At 59.6% G+C, this 23097-nt stretch carries 23 protein-coding genes and 1 pseudogene; 15 read left to right on the top strand and 9 right to left on the bottom strand.

Annotation, left to right across the window (positions count from 1 at the left end):
- The first annotated feature begins 26 nt into the window (after positions 1-26).
- Positions 27-266, top strand: a complete 240-nt coding sequence (locus ACWGZX_RS26310; RefSeq protein ID WP_452626086.1) for a pyocin S6 family toxin immunity protein — start codon at positions 27-29, stop codon at positions 264-266.
- Positions 267-268: 2 nt separating this feature from the next.
- On the top strand, positions 269-604 hold the full coding sequence (locus ACWGZX_RS26305) for a hypothetical protein (protein WP_452626085.1): 336 nt from the start codon (positions 269-271) through the stop codon (positions 602-604).
- Positions 605-676: 72 nt separating this feature from the next.
- On the opposite strand, the gene ACWGZX_RS26300 is transcribed toward ACWGZX_RS26305, so the two are convergent.
- Positions 677-1015: an FKBP-type peptidyl-prolyl cis-trans isomerase gene (locus ACWGZX_RS26300; protein WP_452626084.1), complete on the bottom strand. Its 339-nt coding sequence runs from the start codon at positions 1013-1015 to the stop codon at positions 677-679.
- 214 nt (positions 1016-1229) lie between these two features.
- On the opposite strand from ACWGZX_RS26300, the pseudogene ACWGZX_RS26295 reads away from it, so the two are divergent.
- From ACWGZX_RS26295 to ACWGZX_RS26285, 3 genes and pseudogenes are all read left to right on the top strand, one after another.
- Positions 1230-2303: pseudogene (locus tag ACWGZX_RS26295) on the top strand (diguanylate cyclase domain-containing protein).
- 136 nt (positions 2304-2439) lie between these two features.
- Positions 2440-3045 (top strand): DJ-1/PfpI family protein, encoded by a 606-nt coding sequence (locus tag ACWGZX_RS26290; protein ID WP_452626083.1) that lies wholly within the window; start codon positions 2440-2442, stop codon positions 3043-3045.
- 445 nt (positions 3046-3490) lie between these two features.
- A complete protein-coding gene (locus ACWGZX_RS26285; protein ID WP_452626082.1) occupies positions 3491-5302 on the top strand; it encodes a monovalent cation:proton antiporter-2 (CPA2) family protein in 1812 nt (603 codons plus the stop codon).
- A gap of 74 nt (positions 5303-5376) precedes the next feature.
- Here ACWGZX_RS26285 and ACWGZX_RS26280 read toward each other — a convergent pair whose 3' ends face one another.
- Positions 5377-5682: a YdcA family protein gene (locus tag ACWGZX_RS26280; protein ID WP_452629071.1), complete on the bottom strand. Its 306-nt coding sequence runs from the start codon at positions 5680-5682 to the stop codon at positions 5377-5379.
- A 174-nt stretch (positions 5683-5856) separates the two neighbouring features.
- Between ACWGZX_RS26280 and ACWGZX_RS26275 the strand changes: the two genes are divergently transcribed.
- Positions 5857-6540, top strand: coding sequence for a response regulator transcription factor (locus ACWGZX_RS26275; RefSeq protein WP_223516981.1), 684 nt, complete (start codon positions 5857-5859; stop codon positions 6538-6540).
- Entirely contained in the window at positions 6518-7912 is a 1395-nt protein-coding gene (locus tag ACWGZX_RS26270) for a sensor histidine kinase (RefSeq protein WP_452626081.1), read from the top strand. The genes ACWGZX_RS26275 and ACWGZX_RS26270 overlap by 23 nt, the downstream gene beginning before the upstream one ends.
- Positions 7913-8061: 149 nt before the next feature.
- Here the strand turns inward: ACWGZX_RS26270 and ACWGZX_RS26265 are convergent, their stop codons facing one another.
- The 3 genes from ACWGZX_RS26265 to ACWGZX_RS26255 are packed head-to-tail and all read right to left on the bottom strand — an operon-like array spanning position 8062 to position 10316.
- On the bottom strand, positions 8062-8472 hold the full coding sequence (locus ACWGZX_RS26265; RefSeq protein WP_452626079.1) for an SRPBCC family protein: 411 nt from the start codon (positions 8470-8472) through the stop codon (positions 8062-8064).
- Between the two features lie 27 nt (positions 8473-8499).
- Positions 8500-9297 carry an SDR family NAD(P)-dependent oxidoreductase gene (locus ACWGZX_RS26260; RefSeq protein WP_452626078.1) on the bottom strand — a complete coding sequence of 266 codons (798 nt, stop codon included), beginning with the start codon at positions 9295-9297 and terminating at the stop codon, positions 8500-8502.
- Positions 9298-9299: 2 nt separating this feature from the next.
- Entirely contained in the window at positions 9300-10316 is a 1017-nt protein-coding gene (locus tag ACWGZX_RS26255; RefSeq protein WP_452626077.1) for an aldo/keto reductase, read from the bottom strand.
- A 217-nt stretch (positions 10317-10533) separates the two neighbouring features.
- Here ACWGZX_RS26255 and ACWGZX_RS26250 point away from each other — a divergent pair, with 217 nt between their 5' ends.
- Complete coding sequence (locus tag ACWGZX_RS26250) at positions 10534-11427, top strand: LysR substrate-binding domain-containing protein (protein WP_452626076.1); 894 nt, start codon at positions 10534-10536, stop codon at positions 11425-11427.
- A 236-nt stretch (positions 11428-11663) separates the two neighbouring features.
- Here the strand turns inward: ACWGZX_RS26250 and ACWGZX_RS26245 are convergent, their stop codons facing one another.
- Entirely contained in the window at positions 11664-12023 is a 360-nt protein-coding gene (locus ACWGZX_RS26245; RefSeq protein ID WP_452626075.1) for a DUF6124 family protein, read from the bottom strand.
- Positions 12024-12425: 402 nt separating this feature from the next.
- On the opposite strand from ACWGZX_RS26245, the gene ACWGZX_RS26240 reads away from it, so the two are divergent.
- Entirely contained in the window at positions 12426-13355 is a 930-nt protein-coding gene (locus ACWGZX_RS26240) for a LysR substrate-binding domain-containing protein (RefSeq protein ID WP_452626074.1), read from the top strand.
- On the opposite strand, the gene ACWGZX_RS26235 is transcribed toward ACWGZX_RS26240, so the two are convergent.
- Both ACWGZX_RS26235 and ACWGZX_RS26230 read right to left on the bottom strand, forming a co-directional pair.
- Positions 13267-13863 carry a DinB family protein gene (locus ACWGZX_RS26235; RefSeq protein WP_452626073.1) on the bottom strand — a complete coding sequence of 199 codons (597 nt, stop codon included), beginning with the start codon at positions 13861-13863 and terminating at the stop codon, positions 13267-13269. The genes ACWGZX_RS26240 and ACWGZX_RS26235 overlap by 89 nt on opposite strands.
- Positions 13864-14133: 270 nt before the next feature.
- On the bottom strand, positions 14134-15264 hold the full coding sequence (locus ACWGZX_RS26230; protein WP_452626072.1) for an NAD(P)/FAD-dependent oxidoreductase: 1131 nt from the start codon (positions 15262-15264) through the stop codon (positions 14134-14136).
- Positions 15265-15694: 430 nt separating this feature from the next.
- On the opposite strand from ACWGZX_RS26230, the gene ACWGZX_RS26225 reads away from it, so the two are divergent.
- From ACWGZX_RS26225 to ACWGZX_RS26200, 6 genes are all read left to right on the top strand, one after another.
- Positions 15695-15970, top strand: a complete 276-nt coding sequence (locus ACWGZX_RS26225) for a hypothetical protein (RefSeq protein WP_452626071.1) — start codon at positions 15695-15697, stop codon at positions 15968-15970.
- Between the two features lie 284 nt (positions 15971-16254).
- Positions 16255-18975 carry a magnesium-translocating P-type ATPase gene (gene mgtA, locus ACWGZX_RS26220; protein ID WP_452626070.1) on the top strand — a complete coding sequence of 907 codons (2721 nt, stop codon included), beginning with the start codon at positions 16255-16257 and terminating at the stop codon, positions 18973-18975.
- A 160-nt stretch (positions 18976-19135) separates the two neighbouring features.
- Positions 19136-20791: a Na/Pi cotransporter family protein gene (locus tag ACWGZX_RS26215; protein ID WP_452626069.1), complete on the top strand. Its 1656-nt coding sequence runs from the start codon at positions 19136-19138 to the stop codon at positions 20789-20791.
- Positions 20779-21147, top strand: coding sequence for an SLOG family protein (locus ACWGZX_RS26210; RefSeq protein WP_452626068.1), 369 nt, complete (start codon positions 20779-20781; stop codon positions 21145-21147). Before ACWGZX_RS26215 ends, ACWGZX_RS26210 begins: the two co-directional genes overlap by 13 nt.
- A gap of 192 nt (positions 21148-21339) precedes the next feature.
- Entirely contained in the window at positions 21340-21537 is a 198-nt protein-coding gene (locus ACWGZX_RS26205) for a hypothetical protein (RefSeq protein WP_452626067.1), read from the top strand.
- Between the two features lie 222 nt (positions 21538-21759).
- On the top strand, positions 21760-22077 hold the full coding sequence (locus ACWGZX_RS26200) for a DUF2388 domain-containing protein (protein WP_223516998.1): 318 nt from the start codon (positions 21760-21762) through the stop codon (positions 22075-22077).
- 51 nt (positions 22078-22128) lie between these two features.
- Here ACWGZX_RS26200 and ACWGZX_RS26195 read toward each other — a convergent pair whose 3' ends face one another.
- The gene (locus ACWGZX_RS26195) at positions 22129-23058 is read right to left on the bottom strand and encodes a pyridoxal-phosphate dependent enzyme (RefSeq protein ID WP_452626066.1); all 930 of its coding nucleotides are present in this window, start codon (positions 23056-23058) and stop codon (positions 22129-22131) included.
- Positions 23059-23097 lie beyond the last annotated feature (39 nt).

Below are 23097 nucleotides of genomic sequence, written 5' to 3'. Positions count from 1 at the left end.
ACCGCGAAATAAATCAAGAGCCGTTTATGTTTTTATGGATTGGTGGATTTTTAAAAGGTGATGATGAAGACGACTCTCTCAAATTCGAACTGACGGTTCGACCTGAGTTTGAAACCGCGATAATGGCTGTGCTTGGCTGGAAAAGTCTTGATGAAAGCGCGGATGGGGAATGGTTATTAACCCGCGAACAAATCCAGCAAATCGCTACGGAGCTCGATCAGCAGTTACCTACGGAATTGGATCTTTTCATCGGGGTACGGGAGTAAGAGTGGGGCTTTACTATCTAGACCCATCAACAAGCCACGATGAAGCGACGAGACTTCTTGCCAGCGACGTGGATGCCAATGTTATCGCGGCATTGGTTTCCATCGGTCTGAACGAAGAAAACAGAATGTGGGCTCAGAACACTTGCCTTAAGTACCTCGCAAGTGAGACCGAATCGATTGCAGCATCTGCCATCACCGCTCTCGGCCACATTGCTCGCCGTCATTGCGAAATTGATAGAGAAACGGTGCTGCCAGCACTCGAACAGGTGAAGCACAAATACCCTTCACTGGTAGGCGTTGTTGAGGATGCACTTGACGACATTGACCTATTCGCCTGACCCGCCGAGAGATCGAAAGCCATTGTGGTGAATGGGGTTGCCCCATCGCCACAGGCTCCGATCAGGCCTCAGTCAATCATCCCGCGTCAGCACTTCCAGCAGTTCAATCTCGAAAATCAGGTTCGAGTTCGGCGTAATCTTGCCCATCGTCCGTTCGCCATAGGCCAGATGCGCCGGCACCAGCAGCTTGCGCTTGCCGCCCACCTGCATCCCCAAAATCCCCTGATCCCACCCTTTGATAACCCGCCCGGTGCCAATCACACACTGGAAAGGTTTGCCACGGCTGTAGGACGAGTCGAATTCGGTTCCGTCTTCCAGCCAGCCACGATATTGGGTGGTGATCAGCGCGCCTTTGACGGCGGCTTTGCCGTCGCCTGGCTGGAGGTCGATGATTTGCAGTTGTTCATTCATGACGATGTTGGTCTGTTTGCGGTATTCGAGGGCCGTGGTTTTCCCAGAAAATCATCCTGCTTGCAACTCTTCAGGTGCCTTTATCGGGATGGGACAATCGCTGCACATCAAGTCTAGCGTTCGCTAGATAGAAAGCGACTGCAACCAAGCGGTCCGGTGAACTAACATAAGCACCAACGTTTCCCTCGGTTTAATACCCAATGACTCTCCCTGAATGAATCTGCTCTGGATCAGCGCAGCCATTGGCTCAGTCATGCTTGCCCTGCTCATCGCGATGATCTATCGAGAGCGCTCGCTGAAAAAACAACTGGGCGAGTGTCGTGCACTGATTGCCAGCCTGTCCGAGGGACCGTCCGTGCGTCAGGATGGCGACGCCGAACGCTTCAAACGCAGTCAATACTTCGCCCGTATCGGCACCTGGGACTGGGACGTCGACACCGACAAGCTCTACTAGTCGGACGCGATCTACGGCATGTTCGGCTTCAAGATCGGCGAAGTGACACCCTCCTACGCCCTGTTTTGCTCCTGCGTACACCCAGAGGACCGCGCCAGCGTGCGCGCCGGGGAATTGCGCTGCCTGGAAACCGGCGAAAACCATGACGAGGAATACCGCGTCGTCTGGCCCGACGGCAGCATTCACTGGTTGCGAGAGACAGGCAACGTGGTCAAGAACGACCACGATGCCACCATCAAAATGATGGGCGTAGTGCGCGACATCACAGAGGAAAAAGCTTCCGCCAGTTACCTGCAATACCTGGCTCATTACGATCCACTGACCGGGCTGCCCAATCGACTGGTGCTGGAAGTACGCCTGTCCGAGGCTCTGGAGCAAGCCCGTATCGGCGCCACCCGAGTTGCGCTGGTGTTTGTCGACCTCAACGGTTTCAAAGCCATCAACGATCACTACGGCCATGCGGCCGGCGACCGCGTCCTGATCGCCACGGCCGCCCGCTTGAAGAAAATATTGCGTTCCACCGACACCGTCGCCCGGATCGGCGGCGACGAATTTGTGGTCATTCTCCAAGGATTGCCTCAGGACATCTGCCTGCAGGATGAAGCGCGCAACATCTGCCAGAAAATCTTCGTCGAACTGTCACCGCCGATCACCATTGGCAATGACCAGCGACACATCGGCACCAGCCTCGGGGTCTCGGTGTACCCGGACCATGCGCTAAGCATGGACCGGCTGATTCATATTGCGGACCTGGCGATGTATGAGGCCAAGCGCAGTGGGAATAATCAGTATCGGTTGGGCATCGAGAGCCCGGTGCGAGCTCCCGGCCAATAGGGCTTAAACGCTCCACCGGGGTACTGTGCTTGCGAAAAATCATTCCTTACTGTTGCGATGATTCTGCGCCTGACTGTACCGGGGATTGCGCCTCGGCTCGGCGTAGGCTGCGTGAACACACTCAGGACTAACCGCCATGCACATTGCCATTCTGACCTTCGACGGTTTCAACGAACTGGATTCCCTGATCGCTTACGGCATGCTCAGCCGGGTGTCGCTGCTGGGGGACAAGGACTGGCGCGTGAGCATCGCTTCGCCGACGCCGCGTGTCACGTCCATGAATGGTTTGACCATCGATGCGCAGATTGATCTGGCAGAGGCTTGCCAGGCGGATGCTGTGCTGGTTGGGAGCGGACGCAAGACTCGTGAAGTAGCTGAGAATCCGGCGATCATGGATCAACTGCGTTTCGATCCAGGCCGGCAGTTACTGGCTGCGCAATGTTCTGGCACCTTTTTACTGGCAAAGCTCGGCTTGCTCGGCGACGCCCCCGCTTGCACCGATGCCATCAGCAAGCCGTGGGTGCAGGCGGCTGGTGTAAATGTCGTCAATCAGGCGTTTTATGCCAACGGGAATGTCGCGACGGCGGGTGGTTGTTTGTCGGCGCAGTATTTGGCGGTGTGGTTTCTAGCTCGACTGAAAGGCACTGAAGCGGCTCGGGAGGTGTTGCACAACTTCGCGCCGGTGGGTGAGAAGGATGAGTATGTGGCTCGGGGGATGGCACATATCGAGGCGTTTGTCTGATTGCACGGTAGTCTGTTCGGGCGTCTTCGCTGGCAAGCCAGCTCCTACAGGTGGCTGGGTTTATCTGATTGCACGGGTGTCTGTTCGGGCGTCTTCGCTGGCAAGCCAGCTCCTACAGGTGGCTGCGTTTGTCTGATTGCTCGGTGTCTGTTCGGGCGTCTTCGCTGGCAAGCCAGCTCCTACAGGTGGCTGCGTTTGTCTGATTGCTCGGTGTCTGTTCGGGCGTCTTCGCTGGCAAGCCAGCTCCTACAGGTGGCTGGGTTTATCTGATTGCTTGGTTGTCTGTTTGGGCTTCTTCGCTGGCAAGCCAGCTCCTACGGGTGAGCGCGTTCTCCTGTAGGAGCTGGCTTGTCAGCGATAGCCGTTTGTCGGCCAGCAAAGGCTGACGCGTCTCGCCGAAGCCTCTATCCTTGGCGCTCCGCCGTACCGAGTTCTGGAGTAAGCCATGCCCCATGAAGGCAACCTGTTGCAAGCCGCTGTCGTGTTTCTGTTCGCAGCGGTGCTCACCGTGCCCTTGGCCAAGCGCCTGCAATTGGGAGCCGTGCTGGGTTATCTGTTTGCCGGCGTCCTCATCGGGCCGTCCGTGCTGGGGTTGATTGGCAATCCGCAAAGTGTCAGCCACATCTCTGAACTCGGCGTGGTGTTGCTGTTGTTCGTCATCGGCCTGGAACTGTCGCCGCGACGCTTGTGGGTAATGCGCAAATCGGTGTTCGGCGTGGGCCTGGCGCAGGTGCTGCTAACAGGTTCGGTGATTGGCGTACTGGCGCTGTTCGTCTTCGGTCAGCCGCTGAACAGCGCCATCGTGCTGGGTCTTGGCCTTGCCTTGTCGTCCACCGCGTTTGGCTTGCAAAGCCTGGCCGAACGCAAGGAGCTGACCAGCCCTCACGGCCGCTTGGCGTTTGCGATTCTGCTGTTTCAGGACATCGCCGCGATCCCGCTGATCGCCATGGTGCCGCTGCTGGCGGGTGGCGATCACGCCAGTACGGCGGCCGACAATGTGAATCATGGATTGCGAGTGTTGGCCAGCATTGCGGTAGTGGTGATTGGCGGACGCTATCTGCTGCGCCCGGTGTTTCGCGTGGTGGCCAAGACCCGTTTGCCGGAGGTGTCCACCGCCACGGCGCTGCTGGTGGTGATCGGTACGGCGTGGCTGATGGACCTGGTCGGCGTGTCCATGGCGCTGGGCGCGTTCCTCGCCGGGTTGCTGCTGGCGGACTCCGAATACCGGCATGAACTGGAAGCGCAGATCGAACCGTTCAAAGGCCTGCTGCTGGGGTTGTTCTTCATCAGCGTCGGTATGGGGGCTAACCTGAGCTTGCTGCTGAGCGCGCCGATTGCAGTGCTCGGGCTGACGCTACTGCTGATCGCTATCAAACTGCCGCTGCTGTTTATCGTGGGTCTATTGGCCGGTGGCTTGGGCAAAGTCAATGCGCTGCGTCTGGGCATCGTGTTGGCGGCTGGTGGTGAATTCGCATTTGTGGTGTTCAAGATCGGCCGCGATCAGGGCTTGTTCGAGCCGCACTTGTACGACTTGCTGGTGCTGACGATCACCCTGTCCATGGCAGTGACGCCGCTGTTGTTGCTACTGTGCGCACGTCTGTATTCGCCCAAGGTGCAACCTGTCGTGGTGCCGGAAAAATTTCGTAAAATCGACACCGATGCGCCGCGTGTGGTGATTGCCGGCATGGGCCGAATGGGGCAGATCGTAGCGCGGATTCTGCGGGCGCAAAACATCAAATTCGTGGCTCTCGACACCTCGGTGGAAACCATCGAACTGTCCCGCAGTTTCGGCGGTGTGCCGGTGTTCTATGGCGACCCCATGCGCCCGGAAATCCTCAGCGCAGCCAAGGTCGAACAGGCCGAATATTTTGTCATTGCCACCGATGATCCGGACACCAATATCAAGACCGCCGAAGTGGTGCACCGGCTGTATCCGCACATCAAAATCATCGCTCGGGCGCGTAACCGCCAGCATGTGCATCGCCTGGTGGACCTTGGCGCCGAGGCGATTCGAGAAACCTATTACTCGAGCCTGGAAATGAGCCGGCGCACGTTGGTGGGCCTGGGGCTGACCCAGGCCCAGGCCGATGCGCGGATCAAGCGCTTCAAGCATCACGATGAGCAGGTGCTGGAAGCGCAGCATGCCGTTTATGACGATGCCGCGAAGGTGTTGCAAACCGCGCAGGAAGCACGGGCGGAGTTGGCGAAGCTGTTTGAGTCGGATCAGTTAGAGGAGCAGGAGGCCAGCAGGGTTTAAGCCTTGCTGTGCTCTTTCCCTTCGCCATTGCAAAAAACCCGTCAAATCAGCGGGTTTTATGCATTACGTTCGAACTACTTGCGCCGGTAACTCTTGTTACCGCTGGGCGTCAGGCAATACACCCCGCCTCTGGGCCCGGTGCAGAATGAACCGGTTCCGCAGGCGCAGCCATCAGTGCTCTGCAGAAGCGTTTGCGGCCGGGCCTGACTCTGACCGCCAAACATCGCCGAGCAGCTTTTCTTCGAACCGCTGATGGAGCCGTCATTGCACAAAAACAGATCGCCTTCGCAGCGATCAATGCCACCTTTCTTTCCCGAACACGGTGTATTGCCCGCCCAGGCAGACTGGCTGGCGAGGCACAGCAGTACCACAATCAGCATCCCACTACGACGAATCAACGAGTGCACAAAGCGGCTTCCTGATTAAGTTGTGGCCGTATGATATCAATGCTCCGTATCGGCCCTTGGCGCAACATGAAAGTTAATTTATTAAGCCACGCGTAATTCTTGGCAAAATGCTGCTCATCATTGTGAACCGCTAATCAGGCCAGCCCTATGACCCGCATCTTGACCATCGAAGACGACGCCGTGACCGCCCGGGAAATCGTCGCCGAATTGAGCAGCCACGGCCTCGATGTCGATTGGGTCGACAATGGCCGTGAAGGTCTGGAGCGTGCGGTCAGTGGCGACTACGACTTGATCACCCTCGACCGCATGCTGCCAGAGCTCGATGGCCTGGCGATTGTCACCACGTTGCGGACCATGGGCGTGGCCACGCCGATCCTGATGATCAGCGCCCTCTCTGACGTCGATGAGCGAGTGCGGGGCTTGCGCGCGGGCGGTGACGATTACCTGACCAAGCCATTCGCCACCGATGAAATGGCCGCCCGCGTTGAAGTGCTGCTGCGCCGTCAGAACACCGTGACCGCCCAGGCCACCACACTGCGAGTGGCTGACCTGGAACTCAACCTGATCAGCCACGAAGCCAGCCGCGCCGGCCTGCTGCTGACGCTGCTGCCGACCGAGTACAAATTGCTCGAATTCCTGATGCGCAACACCGGGCAGATTCTGTCGCGCATGATGATTTTTGAAGAAGTCTGGGGCTACCACTTCGACCCCGGCACCAACCTGATCGACGTGCACATCGGCCGTTTGCGCAAGAAAATTGACCCACAAGGCCAGGCCCCACTGATTCGGACCGTGCGAGGCTCGGGTTATGTCATTGCCGAACCCGTCTAACGGCTGGCGTTCCTCCAGCAGCCGCTTGCTGGCGCTCTACAGCTCGCTGTTTGTGGTCTGGAGCGCGATCCTCATGGGCGTCATGTACTACGAGGTGTCCGCTTACCTGGACAACCTGGCCAAACATTCGCTGATGCAACGTCAGCATTTGTTTTCGCACTTTCAGGGCGAACAATTGGCGGACGCCCTCGCCGTCAGCATGACCTTCGACATTCGCGGCATCGACGCCTATGGCCTGTTCGATGCTCAGCACCGCTACCTCAGCGGTGCACTTCGCCAAATGCCCGAAGGCCTGCCGCTGGACGGCAAGATCCACATGCTCAGCGATTGCGCCGACTCCGACGACCCGACCCTGCCCGCCGACAGCTGCGACGCGGTCGCGACCCAGACCCGGGACGGTCGCTGGCTGGTGCTGGTGCGCGACAACGGTTCGTTGTTCGCCGTCACCCGGATCATCCTTCATGCGTTGCTCTGGGGCGTCACGCTGACGATCATTCCCGGCATTGTCGGTTGGCACTTGTTGCGCCGCCGCCCCCTGCGACGTATCCGCGCGATCCAGGCCAGCGCCGAAGCCATCGTCGCCGGTGATTTGACCCGACGCCTGCCCTTGTCCAACCGCCGCGATGAACTGGACATGCTCGCCGCCATCGTCAACGCCATGCTGGAACGCATCGAGCGGTTGATGCACGAGGTCAAGGGTGTCTGCGACAACATCGCCCACGACCTGCGCACCCCGCTGACACGCCTGCGGGCGCAGCTGTACCGGATTCAGCAACAGGCTGAAGACGGCTCGACGCTGGCCGTGCAACTGGATTCCGTGCTCGGTGAAGCGGACACCCTGATGGCGCGCTTTCGCGGATTGCTGCGGATTTCCGAGTTGGAAGATCGCCAGCGTCGGTCAGGTTTTGTGCAACTGGACCCGGTGCCGTTGCTGCAAGAGCTGCACGACTTTTACCTGCCGCTGGCGGAAGAAGGCGAACTGATTTTCACCCTGCAAATACCGGCATCGTTGCCAGCCCTTAACGGGGATCGGGCGCTGTTGTTCGAAGCCGTGGCGAATTTGCTGAGCAACTCGATCAAGTTCACACCGCCGGGGGGCGAGGTGATATTGCGCGGGGTCCGTGAAGGCGGATTTACGCGAATTGAAGTGCTCGACTCCGGGCCCGGGATTCCAGAGGCCGAACGCGAGGCGGTGTTTCAGCGCTTCTATCGTGCTGAAGGTGGTCATCAGAAAAGCGGGTTTGGTTTGGGATTGTCGATTGTTGCGGCGATTGCCAGCCTGCATGGGTTTGCGCTGGAAGTGGGCAGCAGCGAACTCGGTGGCGCGCGGTTGGTGCTTGATTGCCGGCAGAGCCTGATCCCTCAGACCTGACCCCTCCTTCAGAGTTGACACATAACCTGTAGGAGCGGCGGTGCGGCGATCCGACTTGCCCGCGAAGAGGCCGTGTCAGTCGACATCATCGTTGACTGACACACCGCCTTCGCGGGCAAGCCCGCTCCTACAGGGGGATTGTGGTGTTGTCAGGCTGGGTAGTTAGCCCGCAGGGCTTCAAGCCCGCCTTGATAAATCCCGGTAAATAACGCCACCACTTCTTCCTCACTCACACCCACAGGCTCAAACCGCCCCGACCACGTCACCCGAGCCCCCTGCCCCTGCGCTTCAACGCGGATCGTCGCCAAATACGCAGTGGCCGGAAACGGCGCCTGCAGAATCGAGTAGCTGTAGGATTTGCCAGCGTTATCAAACGCCTCAAGCCGTTCAACCACTACCGCGCCGTCCGCCGTTTGCAAGCTGCGCACCCGCCCGCCTTCACTCAATTCGCTTTGCGGAATAAACGGCAGCCAGTCCGGCAGCGAGTTGAATCCACCCATCAATTGCCACACTTCATCGGCCGAAGCCGGGATATCGGTAAACGCTGATGCAGTTGCCATGTAATGCTCTCTCTTAATCGAAAAAAATCAAATCGCCATGCTGTCGACGACACCGCCGTCGACGCGTAATGCCGCGCCCGTAGTGGCCGAGGACAGCGGTGAAGCGATGTACGCCACAAGATTCGCAACCTCCTCGACATCCGCCACGCGCTGGATGATCGACGTCGGCCGCGCTTTCAGTACAAACGCATCGGCCTCTTCGCGAACGCTGCGACCGGATGCGGCGGTGGCGCCCTTGAGCATCTGCTCCAGACCATCGGTCAACGTCGGGCCGGGCAGGATCGCATTGACCGTCACGCCAGTGCCCGCAAGCCGTTTGGCCAAGCCATGGGACACCGCCAGGTTGGCGCTTTTGGTCACGCCATAGTTGAGCATGTCGGCCGGGATCGAGATGCCGGACTCCGAGGAAACGAAGATCACCCGCCCCCATCCCTGCTTGACCATGTCCGGCACGTAATGCCGGGACAGGCGTACGCCGGAGATCACGTTGACCTCATAAAACCGCGTCCACTCGCTGTCTGGCGTGTCGAAGAAATCCACCTCGTTAAAGATCCCGAGGTTGTTTACCAGAATATCTGCACGGGGTTCGGCGGCGAACAGCACCTCGGCGCCTTCGGCGGTACCCAGGTCGGCGGTGAGACCACGCAACTGCGCACCGGGCACACTCTGACGAATGCTCGCCAGCGCCTGGTCGACCTTGGCCGTTTCGCGTCCGATCACCACCACCGTGGCACCGGATTCGGCCAGCGCCTTGCTGATGCCCAAGCCAATGCCGGCCGTGCTGCCGCTGACAATGGCGAGTTTTCCACTCAGATCAATCTTCATGTTCAAACTCCTGTGATCGGCAACGGTGCGCGGTCGGACACCAGTTTTGCGTCACGCATCGCTTGCCAGAAAGCCGCGGGAATTACCGCCGACAGTGCGGCAACGTCTTCAGCTATCCGCTCTGGACGGCTGGACCCTGGAATCACCGCCGCCACCGCCGGATTAGCCAACGAGAACTGCAATGCCGCTGCTTTAATGTCGACACCGTGCGCGGCGGCGATACGTTTGATGTGCTCGACTTTGTTGATAATCGCCGGACTGGCCTTCTGGTATTCGAAGTGCGCACCGCCAGCCAGAATGCCCGAGCTGTAAGGACCACCGACCACGATCTCGACCTTCTGCGCCAGGGCGGCGTCCATCAAACGTTGCAACGCTCGATCGTGGTCGAGAAGAGTGTAGCGACCCGCCAGCAGAAAACCGTCCGGCTGTGCTTCGGTCAGATCAAGGGTCAACTCGCACGGCTCGACCTTGTTCACGCCCAGGCCCCAGCCCTTGATCACCCCTTCTTCACGCAAGCGAGTCAGCACTTTGAACGCGCCGGTGCGGGCCTGATTGAAGTATTCCAACCACTGATCACCGTAGAAATCCTGAGCGATGTCGTGCACCCAAACGATGTCCAGACGGTCGGTTTGCAGACGCTTGAGGCTGTCTTCGATGGAGCGCATTGTGGCGTCGGCGCTGTAGTCGTTGACGATCTTGTTCGGACGACCGTGTTCGAACACCCCGCTCTTCTCGCCCAGATCGCGGGAAGCGGCGTCTTCGACTTCATCAAGAATGACCCGGCCGACTTTGCTGCTCAGCACATAGTCGTCGCGGTTGTACTGCGCCAGCGCGGTGCCCAAGCGGATTTCCGACAGGCCCGAACCGTAGAACGGCGCGGTGTCGAAGTAACGTACGCCGGCATCCCAAGCGGCGTGCACAGTGGCCAGCGCCTCTTCTTCAGGAATGGCGCGAAACATATTGCCCAATGGCGCCGTGCCGAAACCCAGCGCGCCGGGCAGTTTGTCTTTCAAGCTCATGGGTAATTCCTCTTGAATGTCTCGTGAACCTGTAGGAGCCGGCTTGCTGGCGAGGCGTTGAAACAGTCAACACAGTTATCGCTTGATTAACCGCTATCGCCAGCAAGCCGGCTCCTACAAAGAGCGGTTTTTGCTTTACCGTTGAGCAAATCCTAGATTGCCGGGGTCTGACCGTCCAAGACATAATGTGCAGCACTTGAGTCCCTAGAGGTCTGACATGATCGACATTCGCCAATTGCGCTACTTCGTCGCCGTCGCCGAAGAAGAACACGTCGGTCGCGCCGCCGAACGCCTGCACATTTCCCAATCACCCCTGAGCCGGCAGATCGCCCAGCTCGAAGAACGCCTGGGCCTGACCCTGTTCGAACGCAGCCAGCAACGCATCCGCCTGACCCGCGACGGCCAGACCTTCCTCGCCGAAACCCGCGCCCTGCTGACCCACGCCAACCGCCTCGAATCCCTGGGCAAACGCCTCGGTCGCGGCGAAGAAGGCGGCTTGTGCATCGGCTACATCGAAAACGCCATGCACGCCGGCGTGCTGCCGAATGCCTTGCGCGTGTTGCGCGTCGACCGACCGAACGTGTATGTCGCGCTGTACAACCTGAGCTCCGCCGAACAACTCGAAGGCCTGCGCCAGCGTAGTCTGGATATCGCCTTGGTCAGCGAACCACCCGTCGCCGAGGACCCGGATTTGCTGGGCTTTCAAGTACTGGACGACCCGATGTTGCTGGCGCTGCCGGAGCACCATCCCCTCGCCCACCAGTCGAAACTGACCCCGGCGGACCTGGCCGATCAGGAATGGATTGGTGTGCAACACCGGCAAAACGTCACCAGCCGCGACGACTTCGTCAGCGCCTGCATCCGCGCCGGATTCACCCCGGACATCCGCATGGAAGCCACCGAACCGTTCACCGCATTGGGGCTGGTGGCGTCGGGGTTGGGGATTGCGATGATTCAGAAGGGGCTGAGCAGGAATGCGCCACCGGGTGTGGTGCTGCGGGAAGTGCCATGGATTTCGTTTACCACGCCATTGTGGGCAGCGTGGCACCGGATTAATTTGCGGCCGTTGGTGGAGACGTTCCGCAAAGTACTGACTGAGCCGGCGGCTTAAGACCGAGATCAGTGTGGGAGTGAGCCGGCTCCGGGCGGCGTTCCGACGATGGCGGTGTGCTAGGCAACATCATCTGTGTCTGATACACCGCAATCGCGAGCAGGCTCACTCCTACAGTTGTTCTGTGTTGCTCACAAATAGTGAGTCCACAAAAATCCCCTGTGGGAGTGAGCCTGCTCGCGATGAGGCCCGGACAAGCACCGCAAAACTCAGCTATCAGCCATGCAGTTGTGGCATTAGCTTTGCGGATCGACGTTATCCAGCATCCGGTTCACCGCCAGTTCGCCCAACATCACGGAGTTTTGAATGCCCAGCAGGGTATGGCGCTGCGGGCCGTTCAGTTGCCCCGCGAAATCACTCAACATGACACTCGCTGACGCCAAAGTCTCACAGGCGTTGACCAGCAAGGTTTCGTTATCAGTGTCGGGCCCAACGAAGTAGATCGTGCTGGGCTTGCGCGGCGTGTCTTTGGGAATGACCGGTTTGAGGTAGTAATCGAGGGCACGGTCGGCGGCGGTATTGAGTTTTTTGGAGTCGGTGGTTTCGTAGGGGGAAACGTCGTCGGTTTCTGGTGGGTTGGGTGTGATCTTGAACACAGTGAAACTCCTTGATTAGTGGAGCCGCCACCGTCCGCGGTCAAACGAATCAAGGTGGCAGCTGTACGCGGGTTGACCGACCGGAAATCAAGGTATCCGGCACACCCGAAGGTGTCCCGCGCACAGCCACCGCAAAAAGCCTGAAACTTTTCTTGGGCACTGGTACGCCTTGATTGAATCGGACGGTCAAATCCGATCGCTGATTTGTCAGCGACCCGGAAACGATAAAGTCCCGACCCAAGGCGCACAAGCCGGCGGATTCTGGCGCAGTCGTAGGCAACAGCGCAAGGTTGTGTAGCCTCGGAGAGTGTCTGGAGATGTGTGTTAAACATCGCCGTTTAATGACCCATTCAGGTTTGATGCTTTACTGAACAGACCCAAAAAAACCTGCGAGCAATCCCCATGAACCGCAACGACCTGCGCCGCGTGGACATGAACCTGCTGGTGATTTTCGAAACCCTGATGTTCGAGAAAAACCTGACCCGCGCCGGGGAGAAGCTGTTCCTCGGTCAACCCGCCGTCAGTGCCTCACTGGCGAAATTGCGCGACCTGTTCGACGACCCGTTGCTGGTGCGCAACGGTCGCTCACTGGAGCCAACCCCGCGTGCGCTGGTGATTCTCAAGGAATTGCAACCGGCGATGGACACCATTTCCGGTGCGGTCAGTCGGGCCAAGGATTTCGACCCGGCCACCAGCCGTGATGTGTTTCGTATCGGCCTGTCCGACGACGCCGAGTTCGGCCTGTTTCCGCCGCTGCTCAAGCAGATTCGTGAGGAGGCGCAGAACGTTGTGGTGGTGGTGCGTCGGGTGAATTATCTGCTGATGTCATCGATGCTCGCCAGCGGCGAGATTTCTGTCGGGATCAGTTACACCACGGAGTTGCCGGCCAACGCCAAGCGCAAGAAGTTGCGCGACTTGAGTGTGAAGATTTTGCGCGGCGATGACCGGCCCGGCCCGCTGACGCTGGACGAGTTCTGCGACCGGCCGCATGCGCTGGTGTCGTTTTCCGGGGATTTGACCGGGGCCATCGACAGTGACCTGGCCCGTATCGGACGTTCACGGCGGGTGGTGTTGGCGGTGCCGCAGTTCGCCGGGCTGCGCGCCTTGCTGGCCGGCACCGACATGCTGGCTACGGTGCCGGATTACGCCGCGAGTGCGTTGATCGAAGGCAGCAGCCAGTTGCGTGTCGACGACCCGCCGTTTGACATTGTGCTGTCCGAGCTGTCCATGGTCTGGAACGGCGTCAACGATAACGATCCGGCAGAACGCTGGTTGCGTTCGAAAATTGCACACTACATGTCGGCTCCACTACAGGGGCATACAGCGACGTGAACGCTGTCGGTTGGGTCTCGCGCAGGTACACCGGCAAGTCCGTGACCGGTGGCATGGCCGGTATTTCGAAGTACATCTGGATCACCCAGCCACGGTGATAGCTGGCATGGTTGACCACGTGCATCAGTATCGCGCCGGCGCTCATGGTGCCACTTTCGCCCGACACAAACGAAAACTCGATGGGTTTATCCAGCGACGCCTCAGTCTGCCGTTCGCTCCAGTCGCAGTACCAGTGATCGATCTCCCGTTGTGCCATGCACAGTTCGCCAAGGTCGGCATGCAACAGATCATGGGAGGTTTTGAAGCCGTGCCCTCGGCCTTCGAGGTGAGCTTGCCAGATGCAGTCCACCACGTAGATGTGGTTCAGGGTGCCGATCATGTTTTTGAACACCGACACGCGTTCTTTACTGACCTCCCCTGCCGGCAGTGCGGCCAGGCTGTCAAAGAGGCGCTGGTCGGCCCAGTTTTTGTAATCGGCAAGCATGCGGGCAGTGCGTACGTTGATCATGAGAGATCTCCCATGGTGATGGGCGCACTGCAAAGCATAGCCCGCTCGGCGGGCGGCATCGCAAAGGCTGATAACCGGCATGCTCACAATGTGACCTGTGTAGCCGCCGCCGTGTAGCAGCTGTCGAGCACCGCGAGGCTGCGTTCGGCTCGGTCCGCGCTCGGGCGAAGCAGTCGTGAAATCAGGCGACGCGGTGTTTCAGAAAGGCCGCGTGTGCAGGGTTTTCGACTGCTTCGCAGCCGGACGCAGCCTCGCGGTGCTCGACAGCTGCTACAGGATTGTGTCGTCGACTGACTTGGGGGAAAGGCGCTCCACTACCCGATCGGCCAGCGCCAGGCAACTGGTCAGGCCCGGTGATTCGATGCCAAACAGGTTCACCAGCCCCGGCACGCCATGCTCGGCCGGGCCGCTGATGATGAAGTCAGCGGCCGGTTCAGTCGGCCCGGTGATCTTCGGGCGGATGCCGCTGTAGGCAGGTTGCAGGCTGCCATCGGGCAGTGCCGGCCAGTAACGACGGATCACCTCATAGAAGCCATCGGCGCGGCGCGGGTCCACGCGGTAATCGACATGGTCGACCCATTCGACGTCCGGCCCGAAACGCGCCTGACCACCCAGATCAAGGGTCATGTGCACGCCCAGCCCGGCGCTTTGCGGCGCTGGATACACCAGATGCCGAAACGGCGCCCGGCCACTCAAGCTGAAATAACTGCCCTTGCACAGCCGAGCGGTTGGAACGTGCTGCGGCGCCAGGCCTTTGATGCGACTCGCCAACGGCGGCGCGGACAATCCAGCGCAATTGATCAACTCACGGCAGCTCAGGGTCATCGGCTGTACACCGCCCAACTGCAACTCGAAACCTTGCCCGGTGCAACGGACTGACTCCAGTGGTGTGCGCAAGACAACCGACGCGCCGCCGGCCTCAGCATCGGCCTGAAGTGCGAGCATCAGCGCATGAGAGTCGATAATCCCGGTGGAAGGCGACCACAGCGCAGCCACGCAGGACAGCGCCGGTTCAAGCGTCCGGGCTTGCGCCGCATCCAGCCATTGCAAGTCATCGACGCCATTGCGCCGGCCCTGCTCCAACAACACGCGCACGGCCGCACACTCGCGGTCATCGGTGGCCACGATCAGTTTGCCCAAACGCTGATAATCAACCCCGTGTTCATCGCAGAAGGCATACAAACGCTGCTTGCCCTCCACGCACAACTGCGCCTTGAGGCTGCCAGTCGGGTAGTAGATTCCGGCGTGAATCACTTCCGAGTTACGTGAGCTGATCCCTCCCCCAATGCCCTCGCCCGCTTCGACCACGATCACTTCCCGACCACTACGGGCCAACGCCCTGGCCACCGCCAACCCGACCACACCGGCGCCGACCACCACGCACTCGATATCCACGCTCAATTGCTCCTGACTTTGCGAAGGCCCTAACGTTAGCACTGCATTGAAGGGAGCCGACGGAAACTTGTTATCGGCCGCCAGCAAGTTCTTCCGCTTCCGTCACATGAACGACAACTCTCTGTCATTTAGCTGAATCAATCATAGAGCCCGCCGCTTTTTCCATTTAATACACTACTAATCGGGCATTTAAGGTTGACGTATCCAACCACCCTGAGTAAATTGCCCGGGCCTTCGACGAAGGCCTTTTTTCAACTCACAAAAGAATCCAATGGACACAGTATCTAGTCGCTGTCGGGTTACTGCGAAACAGCAGAATCTGGCACATAACCCAGAAAATGACGGGACTCGACTTTTCGGTCGGGCGAGCTGCGCTAGAGCTTGATGCTCCACCGTAACTTGCCTCACCGGCGTCCGTCCGGTCCAGAGGCATGTTATGAACTTCACCACCACTGTAATGCCCGGCGTACGCGCCTTTGCTTCGACCATGCGGGTCAAGCCCAGCCGTGAGCCTACGCTCGCGAACCGCGCCATTGCGCCGTTTTCCAGCCCTTCTTCCCCTGCCAGGGCACACCCGCGTGCGAACTGGCGCGTCTGCCCGATGACGGGTCGACTTCAGCAACGCTGGAGCCTGGACGACAGCCAGGAACCACCGAGTCGACGTATCGTGCGTCGCTTACGGCTGGCGAATCCGAACCGCACATTCAGTTGATTTGAAGGCACTTTAAAGTCCTTCCTTCAACGGTTTCCTGATAGTGGAAACCGACAACTTTTTATTGCCTTTTAAAACACCAGTTAATTGGAGTTAGTTATGGACGAAGCCAGTAGACGGTTCGCTGCCTATCACTTTTCCATTGATAGCCAGCGAACGTTAAAACAACAAAACATTACTTCTGACATCGATCGCTTGTTTGCGGCTCGACATACATTCGCTCGCCTGTAGTTGGGTGAGCCGGCTGTGTGTCGTGCCGCAAGTCAGCGGCAGGAGCACACGCGATGACCACAGTAAAATCCCCGAATACCCGCGCCAAAGGTGCCAGCAGCGACAACGCCAAACTGTCGATGCGCGCCGCACGAGAAGCACAAAACGGCCTCGCCGTAACCCTCGCCAACCTCAACGCAACCCCCGACGGTCTGACCGAACTGGAAGCCGAGGGCCGTCTGGCGCGTGGTGGCTACAACGAAGTCGCCCACGACAAGCCGCCTCACGCCATCGTCCAACTGCTCAAAGCCCTGAACAACCCCTTCATCTATGTGTTACTGACCCTGGCCGGCATCAGTTTCTTCACCGACTACTGGCTGCCAATCAGTCAGGGTGAAAGCGACGACGCCGACCTGACCAAGGTCATTATCATCATGACCATGGTCACCTTGAGCAGCCTGCTGCGGTTCTGGCAGGAATACCGTTCCGCCAAGTCTGCCGAAACGTTGAAGGCCATGGTGCGCACCACCGCGACCGTGCTGCGGCGCGGGCAAAGCGGCAGCCGTGCGGTGCAGCGTGAAGTACCGATGCGCGAGCTGGTAGCCGGCGATATCGTGCAACTCAGCGCCGGTGACATGATCCCGGCGGACATTCGCCTGATCGAATCCCGCGACCTGTTCATCAGTCAGGCGGTACTCACCGGCGAAGCCTTGCCGGTGGAGAAATACGACACGCTGGGCAACGTCGCACAGAAATCCGCGACCGGTAACGCAGCCGATCAGTCGAACCTGCTCGACCTGCCGAACATCTGCTTCATGGGAACCAACGTGGTCAGCGGCACCGCCAAAGCCGTGGTGGTCGCGACCGGCTCGCGTACCTATTTCGGCTCGCTGGCTAAAGCCATTGTCGGCTCGCGGGTACAAACGGCGTTCGACCGTGGCGTGAACAGCGTCAGTTGGCTGCTGATCCGCTTCATGCTGGTGATGGTGCCGATCGTGTTCCTGCTCAACGGTTTTTCCAAGGGCGACTGGAGCGACGCATTTCTGTTTGCGCTGGCGGTTGCGGTCGGCCTGACCCCGGAAATGCTGCCGATGATTGTCAGCGCCAACCTGGCGAAAGGCGCCATGGCCATGGCCAAGCGCAAAGTGGTGGTCAAGCGACTCAATGCGATCCAGAACTTCGGTTCGATGGACGTGCTGTGCACGGACAAGACCGGCACCCTGACCCAGGACAAGATCATTCTGGAGCACCACGTCGACAGCCACGGCCGGCGCGACGACGCGATCCTCGAACTGGCGTGGCTCAACAGTCATCACCAAAGCGGCCTGAAAAACCTGATGGACCAGGCGGTGGTTCAATTCGCCAACAGCAACCCAAAGTTTCGGGTGCCGTTTGCCTACAGCAAGGTCGATGAGTTGCCGTTCGACTTCGTCCGTCGGCGCCTGTCGATCATCGTCAAGGACCGCCGCGACGATCATTTAATGGTGTGCAAAGGCGCGGTCGAGGAGATGCTGAGCATCGCCAGCCACATTCATGAGAACGGCGCGGTGGTTACGCTCGACGAACAACGTCGCAAAGACCTGCTGAGCCTGGCCAACGAATACAACGAGGACGGCTTTCGCGTATTGCTGGTCGCCACCCGCGAGATCCCCAAGGCACAGAGCAAAAACCAGTACACCACCCAGGACGAGCATGACCTGGTGATTCGCGGTTTCCTGACCTTCCTCGATCCGCCGAAGGAAACCGCAGGCCCGGCGATTGCGGCGCTGCGTGACATGGGCGTGACGGTCAAGGTACTGACCGGCGACAACGCTGTCGTCACCTGCAAGATCTGCCGCGACGTCGGCCTGGAACCGGGCACCCCGCTGCTCGGCCAGGACATCGAAAACATGGACGACACCACCCTCAAGCTGCGTGTCGAAGAACGTACGGTGTTTGCCAAGCTGACGCCGCTGCAAAAGTCCCGGGTGCTGAAGGCGTTGCAAGCCAACGGTCACACCGTGGGTTTCCTCGGTGACGGCATCAACGATGCCCCTGCCCTGCGCGATGCCGACGTCGGTATTTCGGTGGACAGTGGCACTGACATTGCCAAGGAGTCGGCCGACATCATCCTGTTGGAAAAGAGCCTGATGGTGCTCGAAGAAGGCGTGCTCAAGGGCCGTGAAACCTTCGGCAATATCATGAAGTACCTGAACATGACCGCCAGCTCCAATTTCGGCAACGTGTTCTCGGTGCTGGTGGCCAGTGCGTTCATTCCGTTTTTGCCGATGCTGTCGATTCATCTGCTGCTACAAAACCTCATGTACGACATCTCTCAGCTGGCGCTGCCCTGGGACAAGATGGACAAGGAGTTCCTGAGCAAACCGCGCAAGTGGGACGCGAAGAACATCGGCCGTTTCATGCTGTGGATCGGGCCGACCTCGTCGGTGTTCGACATCACCACGTTTGCGCTGATGTGGTACGTGTTCGCCGCCAACAGCGTGGAAATGCAGGGCCTGTTCCAGTCCGGCTGGTTCATCGAAGGGCTGCTGTCCCAGACGCTGGTGGTGCACATGTTGCGCACGCAAAAGATTCCGTTCTTCCAGAGCACGGCGGCGTTACCGGTGATCCTGATGACCGGGCTGGTGATGGTGCTGGGCATCTACATTCCGTTTTCGCCACTGGGCACGCTGGTCGGTTTGCAGCCGTTGCCATGGGCGTACTTCCCTTGGCTGGTGGGCACCTTGCTCAGCTACTGCGTCTTCGCGCAGGTTATGAAAACGATCTACATCCGCCGCTTCAAGCAGTGGTTCTGATGACTTGAACACCCCCCTGTAGGAGTGAGCCTGCTCGCGATGGCGTCAGCACATTCAGCATCAATGTTGACTGACCTACCGCTATCGCGAGCAGGCTCACTCCTACAGGGTTTTTGAGTTCGGCCTTCGATCAATGCAACACGGAATAAGGAGAGTTCTCATGTCGGGAACGACTCTACTGATCAACCTCGCAGGCGCCAGCGCATTGCTGCTGTGGGGCACTCACATGATTTCTTCGGCGTTACTGCGCGGCTTTGGTTCGCCATTGCGCCAGTGGCTGGGCCACAACCTGAACAATCGCTGGATGGCATTGCTGTCGGGGATCGGCATCACCGGCCTCCTGCAAAGCAGCACCGCTGTCAGCCTGATGGCGACCTCGTTCACCGCCGCCGGCACCCTCGCGCTGGCCCCGGCGCTGGCCATGATGCTGGGCGCCAATATCGGTTCGACCCTGGTGGTGCAACTGCTGAGCCTCGACATGTCGACGCTCATGCCACTGATGTTGCTGACGGGGTTGATCGTCTTTCGCCTGCGCGATGACTCACGCTTTGAAAGTGTCGGCTGTGCGCTGATCGGCCTGGGGCTGATGCTGCTGGCCCTGCACATGCTCGGTTCCACCCTGGCGCACGTCGAAACCACGCCGGTGTTTCAGCTGATCATGCAAAGCCTGGACGGCGACCTGCTGATTGCACTGTTGGTGGCGCTGCTGCTCACCTGGCTCTGCCATTCCAGCGTGGCCGTGGTGTTGCTGATCGTCTCGCTGGCCGCGACCGGCATGCTCTCGGCGACCACCCTGGTTGCGTTGGTCTTGGGTGTAAACATTGGCGGTACCTTGCCGTCAGTGATCAACGCTGGATCCAGCGTCGGTCGACGTTTGCCGCTGGGTAATCTGCTGGTGCGGGTGGTCGGTGCGCTGGCGGTGTTGCCGTTTGCCGGACTGTTGGCCGAGACGAGCCTGAATCCGTCGACGCTGGTCGTGGTCCTGCACAGCGGTTTCAATCTGTTGTTGGCGCTGGTGTTCATCGGCTTGACTGACGTACTCGCCAACGCCCTCACCCGGCTGCTGCCGGATCCGGTGCGGGAAGTCGATCCCGGAATGCCGCACTACCTGGACGAGGCAGGACTGGAGGTGGCCAACATCGGTTTGTCCAACGCCGCCCGGGAAGCCCTGCGCATGGCCGATATGTTCTCGGCGATGCTCGGGCGCCTGTTGCAGGTGTTCCACACCTCGGCGCCGACCTGCGTCGACGACGTCAGACGCATCGATCAATCCCTGGACCTGCTCAGCGCAGCGATTCGTGCCTATCTGGCCGACATCGGCAAGGAAGGCATCAGCGACGACGATGCCGATCGCGCCCAGGAAATCCTTTTGTTCGTGATCAACCTCGAACACGCGGCGGACATTCTCTCCAGCAGCCTCGCGCAATTGGCGATGCGTCGGGTGCGCCGTGGCGAACAGTTCTCGGCGTTCGAGCTGGGCAACATCGCCCCGCTGCACGACGCCTTGCTGGAAAGCCTGAGCCTGGCGATCAGCGTGTTCCTGCGCGAAGACATTGCCACCGCCCATCAACTGATCAGTCGCAAGGAAACCGTCAGAGAACTCGAAGCGCACGCCAGCCGTGAGCATTTTCGCAAATTGCAGGAAGACAAAAACACCTGGGCCGAATCCGGTGACATCTTCCAGCGCGTGCTGCGCGATTACCGCCGCGTGCACCACCACATCGCCGCCCTCGCCTATCCACTGCTCGAACGCGCGGGTGAGCGGGTGATCGAGAACAACGATCCGGCGAAGGAAACCCCGTCATGCGCCTGCTGATCTGTGCGGGTCGCCATTACGCCGACAGTGGCCAGTGCCGACGGGTGCTCGACGCCCTCCAACGCGCGCACCCGGTGCGTGTGCTGATCCATGGCGGTAACCGGCACCTGGGCGGCGAAATCGAAGAATGGGCGCGAGAACGGGGCATCGACCTTGTGCGTTACCCGCCTAACTGGCAACGCCACGGCAAGTCGGCAGAGCGCTTGCGCAACCACTTCATGTTGCGCGACAGCCGACCGGACGTGGTGATTGCCCTGCCCGGCGGCGAAGACACCGAAGCACTGCTCGCCCAAGCCCGGGCGGCCGGTCTGCAAACCCTATCGCTAGCCACCCCAAACACAACGCAGCCCTTGTAGCAGCTGTCGAGCCCGCGAGGCTGCGTCCGGCTGCGAAGCAGTCGTGAATCCGATTCGCGCGGTCTGCCTGACGCACCGTGAGTTCTGACTGGACGACTGCTGCACAGCCGGGCGCAGCCTCGCGGGCTCGACAGCTACAGGGTTTTGCAGTTAGAGGGGGCCGCTTTCCAATGAAACTTCGAGGTAAACCTCATGCAGAAACCGACTCGTGAATTGATGTCTTTTGTACGCAGTCTGCCGCCCGTGCAAGGCCGAAAGGTGCGGCGCAATGTGTTGTTCGTCAGTATCACCCTGAGCTTGATCGCACTCCTGACGGTGATGTCCAACGCCAAAGCGGCCGGCGGTGCGTACGTGGTGGAAGATGCCGCGATCAGGCCAACGGGGTGTTGATCAGGCGTGGCAGGCCGGACCACGGTTTCACCTTGGCGAGCGTATCGACGTTGATGTGGTGGCGGAACGTAACCTGACAGGGGAACGTGATCAGTGGCTGATAACCGGAGCAACACTGCGGTTTTGAACGATATTGCGGCGATAAGGAACTCCTGGCGATCGCCGCGCATCCTAACCTTAGAGGTACTTCCTATTTGCTTCACGCTTTCAGAGGACACCGTCATGCGCCGTCTGATTATTATTTCCTCACTGATGCTGTGTTTACCCTTCGGTTCGGCTATGGCTGATGTGGATGCGGGAGATGTTGCCACTTCAGCCGGGGTCTCAGCCTCGCTGTACTCGACGTTCAAAGATAAGAAGCTGCTGATTCCCGCTCAGGATGACGCCTCGAGCTTCGTTGCCAGTGGCGGTGCGATTCGCGGGGTTTATCTGGAGTCGGTGTTGAAGAAAATTCGTCAGGACAATCCCGGCCTCAATGCCAGCGATGAAGACCTGGCCCGGGCCATCCTGGTGCAGGAAGGTGATTCCGCCGGTAAATGAAAGCCGTAAAACAGCGGTAGGGCTTGTGACACATCAATAGCGTTTCCAGCCCTACTTCGCTCGCCTACCGGATAGGCGTGCCCAGCCGGCGACTAATTGCGCACTGACACTCACCCCGCCACAGACCACGACCACCACGTCGTGCGCATCGGCGATGGCTCGATGGTCCAGGTACGCTACCGCCAATGAAACACCGCATGCCGGTTCCACCAACTGACGCATGTCACTGGCGAAACGAACCACGCCCATGATTGCATCTTCATCGCTAAGCACAACGCACTGGTGCGCAAAGTCCTGGATGTGCTGCACTGGCCAGGCCGCGACTTGCGCCGCGCCCAGCGAGGTCGCCACGGTGTCGATGCGTGGCAACCTGACGGGATGCCCTGCTTCCACGGCGGCCGCAAAAGACGCGGCGCCCTCGGTTTCGCAGGCGATGATCCGGCAGTCTGTTCGGCCATGGCGAATCAACCCCGTGAGGATGCCCGCCAGCAATCCGCCGCCCCCTACCGATGTCACCATCACATCCACTTGAGGACACACTTCCAGGACTTCATCCACCAGCGTGCTGTGCCCTTCCCACAACACCGGGTGATCGAAGGCCGGCACGTATTCGGTGTCCGCGTCCTGCGAGAGCTCTCTTGCCCTTTGATTGGCTTCGTCCCAGACCTTGCCATGGACAATGACTTCAGCGCCGGTTTTTCTGATCCTGGCGCGGGTCGTCTCAGGGGTCGTGTGCGGCACCACAATGCAGGCACTCAGCCCCAGGCTGGCGGCGGCAATGGCGGTGGCAAAACCGGCATTGCCGCCCGAAGGACAAACAACTCGGCGTTTGCCCTGCGCCTTGGCCTGACTGCACAGAAGCCCCATGCCCCGCAGCTTGAACGAACCACTGGGTTGCAGGTTTTCCATCTTGAGCCAGATCCGTCGGGTCGGGGTCGACAGCCCCCAATGCAGGATCAACGGCGTTCTGATGTGCAGCATCGCTGGGTGTCCCAAAGGTGAACCCTTCTTATCCAAGCT

It is taken from the genome of Pseudomonas sp. CLCA07, from assembly GCF_053615335.1.
The sequence above is the reverse complement of the archived record's forward strand: the minus strand, read 5'-3'. Positions and strand labels throughout refer to the sequence as shown.

Coding starts and splice junctions, on each gene's coding strand:
- ACWGZX_RS26310 (WP_452626086.1), top strand. CDS start 27: ATGTTTTTATGGATTGGTGGATTTTTAAAAGGTGATGATGAAGACGAC.
- ACWGZX_RS26300 (WP_452626084.1), bottom strand. CDS start 1,015: ATGAATGAACAACTGCAAATCATCGACCTCCAGCCAGGCGACGGCAAA.
- ACWGZX_RS26290 (WP_452626083.1), top strand. CDS start 2,440: ATGCACATTGCCATTCTGACCTTCGACGGTTTCAACGAACTGGATTCC.
- ACWGZX_RS26285 (WP_452626082.1), top strand. CDS start 3,491: ATGCCCCATGAAGGCAACCTGTTGCAAGCCGCTGTCGTGTTTCTGTTC.
- ACWGZX_RS26280 (WP_452629071.1), bottom strand. CDS start 5,682: ATGCTGATTGTGGTACTGCTGTGCCTCGCCAGCCAGTCTGCCTGGGCG.
- ACWGZX_RS26275 (WP_223516981.1), top strand. CDS start 5,857: ATGACCCGCATCTTGACCATCGAAGACGACGCCGTGACCGCCCGGGAA.
- ACWGZX_RS26270 (WP_452626081.1), top strand. CDS start 6,518: ATGTCATTGCCGAACCCGTCTAACGGCTGGCGTTCCTCCAGCAGCCGC.
- ACWGZX_RS26265 (WP_452626079.1), bottom strand. CDS start 8,472: ATGGCAACTGCATCAGCGTTTACCGATATCCCGGCTTCGGCCGATGAA.
- ACWGZX_RS26260 (WP_452626078.1), bottom strand. CDS start 9,297: ATGAAGATTGATCTGAGTGGAAAACTCGCCATTGTCAGCGGCAGCACG.
- ACWGZX_RS26255 (WP_452626077.1), bottom strand. CDS start 10,316: ATGAGCTTGAAAGACAAACTGCCCGGCGCGCTGGGTTTCGGCACGGCG.
- ACWGZX_RS26250 (WP_452626076.1), top strand. CDS start 10,534: ATGATCGACATTCGCCAATTGCGCTACTTCGTCGCCGTCGCCGAAGAA.
- ACWGZX_RS26240 (WP_452626074.1), top strand. CDS start 12,426: ATGAACCGCAACGACCTGCGCCGCGTGGACATGAACCTGCTGGTGATT.
- ACWGZX_RS26235 (WP_452626073.1), bottom strand. CDS start 13,863: ATGATCAACGTACGCACTGCCCGCATGCTTGCCGATTACAAAAACTGG.
- ACWGZX_RS26225 (WP_452626071.1), top strand. CDS start 15,695: ATGAACTTCACCACCACTGTAATGCCCGGCGTACGCGCCTTTGCTTCG.
- mgtA (WP_452626070.1), top strand. CDS start 16,255: ATGACCACAGTAAAATCCCCGAATACCCGCGCCAAAGGTGCCAGCAGC.
- ACWGZX_RS26215 (WP_452626069.1), top strand. CDS start 19,136: ATGTCGGGAACGACTCTACTGATCAACCTCGCAGGCGCCAGCGCATTG.
- ACWGZX_RS26210 (WP_452626068.1), top strand. CDS start 20,779: ATGCGCCTGCTGATCTGTGCGGGTCGCCATTACGCCGACAGTGGCCAG.
- ACWGZX_RS26205 (WP_452626067.1), top strand. CDS start 21,340: ATGCAGAAACCGACTCGTGAATTGATGTCTTTTGTACGCAGTCTGCCG.
- ACWGZX_RS26200 (WP_223516998.1), top strand. CDS start 21,760: ATGCGCCGTCTGATTATTATTTCCTCACTGATGCTGTGTTTACCCTTC.
- ACWGZX_RS26195 (WP_452626066.1), bottom strand. CDS start 23,058: ATGCTGCACATCAGAACGCCGTTGATCCTGCATTGGGGGCTGTCGACC.